This is a genomic window from Agrobacterium sp., assembly GCF_032092815.1.
Classification (GTDB): Bacteria; Pseudomonadota; Alphaproteobacteria; order Rhizobiales; family Rhizobiaceae; genus Agrobacterium.
In genome coordinates, this window is record NZ_DAMDBP010000004.1 from 102,621 (window position 1) to 108,089 (window position 5,469).

The following is a 5,469-nucleotide window of genomic DNA, read 5'->3' on the forward strand; positions in this document are numbered from 1 at the left end:
CACGGTGGTTTTGGCACCGTGCGCATCCGCGAACCGATGATCCTTGGCCATGAGGTGGCCGGTACGATCAAGGCGCTGGGTGAGGGTGTCTCAGGGCTTTCCGTGGGCGACCGTGTTGCGGTCTCGCCAAGCCGTCCATGCAATGAGTGCGAATATTGCCTCAAAGGCCAACAGAACCACTGCCTCAACATGCGGTTCTACGGCAGTGCCATGCCGATGCCGCATATCCAGGGCGCGTTTCGTCAGAGACTGGTGGCGCAGGCCTGGCAGTGCCACAGGGTGGACGAGGGTGTCTCGATCCATGAAGCGGCGATGGCCGAACCCTTTGCCGTCACGCTGCATGCGGTGGCACGGGCTGGCGCCCTGACCGACAAGCGGGTTCTAGTAACCGGCTGTGGACCAATTGGTGCACTGGCGATCATTGCGGCACGGGCACATGGGGCGCGTGAGATCGTGGCGACCGATGTGATGGATGCGGTGCTGAAGAAGGCACTGGATATTGGTGCTGACCGGGTGATCAATGTGGCTGACAATGCCGATCAGCTCTCGGCCTATTCTGCCAACAAGGGATATTTTGACGTTCAGTTCGAAGCGTCAGGCAATCAGAGTGCGGTGCGCTCGGGGCTCGAGGTTCTTCGTCCGCGCTCGACCGTTGTACAGCTTGGGCTGGGTGGTGATGTCTCCATTCCGCAGAACATGGTGGTTGCCAAGGAGATCGAGATGAAGGGCACGTTCCGGTTCCATGAGGAGTTCGGGCTTGCGGTCGACTTCATCAACAAGGGCCGTGTTGATCTCAAACCACTTCTGACCGGCACCTTCCCGCTCAACGAAGCCGTCACCGCATTCGAAACAGCAGCAGACAGAACAAAATCAATGAAAGTACAACTGGCGTTTTGATTCGCCGCCAACGAAGAAGAAACAAGGTCAGGCAGATGGCATGACCTTGTGCAATACGAGCTTCCCCGTGCCTCAATGGTCACGGGGAAATGCTGATTAGAGGTCGATAAATCGCGCCTTTTTGTTTTGCCGGCTTTGCCGATGTGACGGCTGCGATTTCTAAGAAAAAATTCCTGACAAGCTGTACCGCATCATCCATTTGATCCGATTGTATGAATCCGGTCAAAGCCATCATGGCATCATTCCTTTGACCACAGGAGGTTCATTGCCCCCGATTGACTCATGGCAACAATAGGAACAAAAAGAGAACATATAAACTTTGCCCCTGCAAAACCATTGAGAGGATCGCATTCGCGCCATGTCGGGAATAGTCGCCAATTCCATGCTGTCCGGGCTTCGGGAGCATATTGAGCGTCTCGAAGGCACAACCATGCGCAAACGGCAGGTCCTGCCGTTTGGGGTTCCGGAGATTGATGACAGATTGCCGGGAGGCGGACTGGCACTGGGTGCGCTACATGAAGTGGCTGGTCGCGGCAATGGTGCGGTGGATGGAGCAGCGGCTGCGGTGTTTGCCGCCGGTATTGCCGCGCGCACCCGTGGCAAGGTGCTGTGGTGCGTCACCCGTGCCGATCTGTTTGCACCGGCCCTTGCCCAGGTGGGTCTTGATCCGGGCCGGGTCATCCATGTCGAAGCCGGCGATGAGAAGATGCTGCTTGCCTGTTTCGAGGAAGGGCTTCGTCACGGTGGGATCGGGGCCGCGATTGCCGAGGTTGCCCGGCTCTCGATGGTCGCATCACGTCGGTTGCAACTGGCGGCAGAACAGTCGGGTGCGATTGGGATCGCCATTCGCCGCTGGCGTCGCCAAAGCGAGGCGGAGGATTTTGGACAGCCGACGGCTGCGATCACGCGCTGGCGTGTTTCGGCAGTGCCGTCTTCCCCACTGCCGGTCGCCGGTATTGGCCGCGAGCGCTGGTTGCTGGAACTGATCCGGGCAAGGGCAGGGGAGTATTTCGATCTCGAAGTGGAGAGTTGTGATGGTCAGGGTTGTATCGCTGTACCTGCCCCGTTGGCCAACAGACCGTCTGAGACGGCTTTCGGGCACCGCTACGCCGCCAATCGATAAACCACTGGTGCTTGCTGGCCGCGATGGTGGTCGCCGTTCTATTTTTGCGCTTGATGCCAATGCCAGTAAGCTCGGACTGTCTGTCGGCATGGCTCTGGCAAAAGCGCAGGCGCTGGTGCCGGGACTGGTCGTTGTGGATGCGGACAGTCGGGGAGATGGTGAGGCGCTTGAACGACTGGCCTTATGGGCGCTGCGGTTTTCTCCTGTTGTCATGGCTGATCCGCCGGATGGGCTGATTATCGACACGACCGGTGCAGACCATTTGCATGGTGGCGAAGCTGTGATGCTGACATCAATGGTTCAGCGCTTTGCAGTTGCCGGACTAGAGGCGTGCGCGGCGATTGCCGATACAAGAGGGGCGGCGCATGCTTTTGCGCGCTTCACGATGAGAACAACCCTTGTTGTGCCTCCGGGGGAAAGCCTGCCATTGCTTCGTCGTCTGCCGCTTGCAGCCCTGCGTCTGGAACCACAGACCGTGGCAGGCCTGCAGACACTTGGTTTTGAGCGGATCGGTGATCTCATCGACCAGCCACGGGCACCACTCACCCAACGCTTTGGACCGGAAATTGGCCGACGTATCGATGAAGCCCTTGGCCGTTCGGCTGAGCCTGTCGATCCAATCCGCTCGCCGGACTTGCCGCAAGCCCGGCGGGTGTTTGCAGAGCCGATCGCTGCGGCAGAAACCATTGCCCGCTATACGGAAAAGCTGGTGACGGCCTTGTGCGCGGATATGGAAACCAAGGGCGTTGGCGCGCGCCGCCTCGATCTTCTTTTTACCCGCGTTGACAACAGCATACAGGCAGTTCGTGTTGGCCTGGCCCAGCCGGTTCGCGATGTGAAGCGCCTTACCCGGTTGCTGTGCGACAAGATCGAAACGGTTGATCCCGGTTTCGGCATCGAGCTGATGACGCTGGTCGCTTCGGCAACCGAACTGCTTGAGCATCGCCAGGCCATATCCTCGCTGGTGGAGGAAGCCGATCCTGACATGTCTGATCTGGTCGACATTCTGGCCAACCGTGTCGGGGCACAGCGTATCTATCGTTATGCCTCGGTCGAGAGCGATGTACCTGAGCGTTCGGTCATGCGTGTTTCGCCGTTCTCTTCGCAGGTAACTGCGGGCTGGAAAGCAAGCTGGCCCCGCCCGTCACGGCTTTTACAGCATCCCGAACCGATCGAGACGATGGCGCTGCTGCCCGATCACCCGCCCGTTTCCTTTGTCTGGCGGGGAATGCGACGGCGTGTGCGGCGCGCCGATGGTCCGGAGCGGATTTTTGGCGAGTGGTGGAAACGTGATGCGGAAATGATTGCTGTCAGAGATTATTTTCGGGTTGAGGACGATGCCGGTGAGCGGTTCTGGATTTTCCGGGCGGGCAATGGTGAAGATGCCGATAGCGGCTCACATGACTGGTTTCTGCATGGGATTTTCGCATGAGTGACCCGCGATATGCCGAACTTCAGGTAACCAGCAATTTTTCCTTCCTGCGAGGGGCATCGTCCTGCGAGGAATTGTTTGCAGAAGCGAAAGAGCTGGGCATTGAGGCACTGGCGATAACGGACCGTAATTCGCTGGCCGGCATCGTGCGTGCGCATCAGGCTGCCAAGGATACTGGTCTGCGACTTGTCGTCGGATGCCGGCTTGATCTTGCCGACGGCATGTCGATCCTTGCCTATCCGACCAACAGGGCAGCCTATGGTCTGTTGTGCCGCCTTCTCAGCCTTGGCAAACAACGTGGCGGCAAGGGCAATTGTCATCTGGAATGGGCTGATGTCGTTGCCTATAGCGACGGTTTGATCGCTGTTCTGGTTCCTGATGTTGCTGATGATGTCTGTGCCTTTCGGCTTCGTCGCCTGCGCGAGAGTTTTGGTGATCGGGCCTATATGGCGCTGACGCTGCGCCGCAGGCCAAATGACCAGCTTCGTTTGCATGAACTCGCCAATCTGGCGGCGATGAGCCGAGTGCCAACCATTCTGACCAATGACGTGCTGTATCATCATCGCGAGCGACGGATACTTCAGGATGTTGTTACGGCCATCCGGTATAATGTTACGATTGACGAGCTTGGCCATCGGCGGGAGCATTTCGCCGATCGTTATCTGAAGCCGCCAGAAGAAATGCTGCGGCTTTTCCCAAGCTATCGGGAGGCCCATGCCCGCACGCTTGAAATCGTCAAACGCTGCCAGTTCAATCTCGATGAGCTTTCCAAACAGTATCAGTATCCGGAAGAAAAGCTTTTTCCGGATCTGACACCGCAGCAGTTGTTGGAAAAATACACTTGGGAGGGGGCAAATTGGCGCTACCCCGATGGCCTTCCGGACAAAGTTCGAGCCAGTCTTGAATACGAACTTCGGCTCATTCAGAAACTCGAATATGCCGCTTATTTCCTGACTGTGAATGCAATCGTCCGGTTTGCTCGCTCCCAGGATATTTTGTGCCAGGGACGAGGGTCGGCCGCCAATTCTGCAGTCTGTTATGTCTTAGGCATCACGTCCATCGATCCTGTTAACAGTAACTTGCTGTTTGAGCGGTTCGTCTCAGAAAATCGCAATGAACCACCGGATATTGATGTCGATTTTGAACATGAACGCAGGGAAGAGGTGATCCAGTGGGTATATGAGACCTATGGTCGGGATCGTGCGGCTCTTTGCGCAACGGTTATCCGCTACCGTGCCAAGGGTGCGTTGCGGGATGTCGGTAAAGCCATGGGCCTGACCGAAGACCTGACAAAAACCCTGTCCTCACAAGTCTCTGGCTGGTCGGAAGGCGTAGAGGAAAAACATGTCCGAGATATCAATCTCAATTGGGATGACAGGCGGTTGAAGATCACTCTAGATCTTGCTCGCCAATTAATCGGTTTCCCGCGTCATTTGTCGCAACATCCCGGTGGTTTCGTATTGAGCCGCGATCAGTTGAATGAGTTGGTACCCATCGAACCTGCGACAATGGCTGACCGACAGGTGATCGAATGGGACAAGGACGATATCGACATCCTGAAATTCATGAAGGTCGATGTCCTGGCTTTGGGCATGTTATCTTGCCTGCGGCGATGCTTTGATCTTTTGCGAGAGCACAAAGGGAAGAAATACGATCTTGCAAGCATACCGCAAGAAGACAAACCTACCTATGCAATGATCCAGAAAGCAGACACGCTGGGCACGTTTCAGATTGAAAGTCGTGCCCAGATGTCAATGTTGCCACGTTTGAAGCCTGAAACCTATTACGACCTTGTCATTCAGGTGGCGATTGTCAGACCCGGGCCGATCCAGGGTGACATGGTGCATCCCTACTTAAGACGACGACAGGGCAAAGAAGAAATCAGTTATCCGAGCCCTGAATTCGAGGAAGCTCTCAGGCGAACATTGGGTGTTCCGCTTTTTCAGGAACAGGCCATGCAGCTCGCCATCAACTGCGCTGGTTTTACTCCCGGAGAAGCAGACCAGTTGCGCCGGGC

Annotated in this window: 5 protein-coding genes; 4 read left to right on the forward strand and 1 reads right to left on the reverse strand. The window is 56.6% G+C overall.

The window, feature by feature from the left end; genetic code table 11:
* Positions 1-897 (forward strand): L-idonate 5-dehydrogenase (locus tag RT613_RS03280; RefSeq protein ID WP_313612953.1); only part of this gene is annotated, 897 nt, incomplete at its 5' end.
* A gap of 79 nt (positions 898-976) precedes the next feature.
* Here the strand turns inward: RT613_RS03280 and RT613_RS03285 are convergent.
* Complete coding sequence (locus RT613_RS03285; protein WP_313612955.1) at positions 977-1,132, reverse strand: hypothetical protein; 156 nt, start codon at positions 1,130-1,132, stop codon at positions 977-979.
* A gap of 123 nt (positions 1,133-1,255) precedes the next feature.
* On the opposite strand from RT613_RS03285, the gene RT613_RS03290 reads away from it, so the two are divergent.
* The 3 genes from RT613_RS03290 to RT613_RS03300 form a co-directional block, all read left to right on the forward strand.
* Positions 1,256-2,020, forward strand: coding sequence for a damage-inducible protein (locus RT613_RS03290; RefSeq protein WP_313612957.1), 765 nt, complete (start codon positions 1,256-1,258; stop codon positions 2,018-2,020).
* Positions 1,932-3,452, forward strand: a complete 1,521-nt coding sequence (locus RT613_RS03295) for a DNA polymerase Y family protein (protein ID WP_313612959.1) — start codon at positions 1,932-1,934, stop codon at positions 3,450-3,452. The genes RT613_RS03290 and RT613_RS03295 overlap by 89 nt, the downstream gene beginning before the upstream one ends.
* On the forward strand, positions 3,449-5,469 hold a 2,021-nt coding region (locus RT613_RS03300; RefSeq protein WP_313612960.1), incomplete at its 3' end, for an error-prone DNA polymerase. The genes RT613_RS03295 and RT613_RS03300, both read left to right, overlap by 4 nt.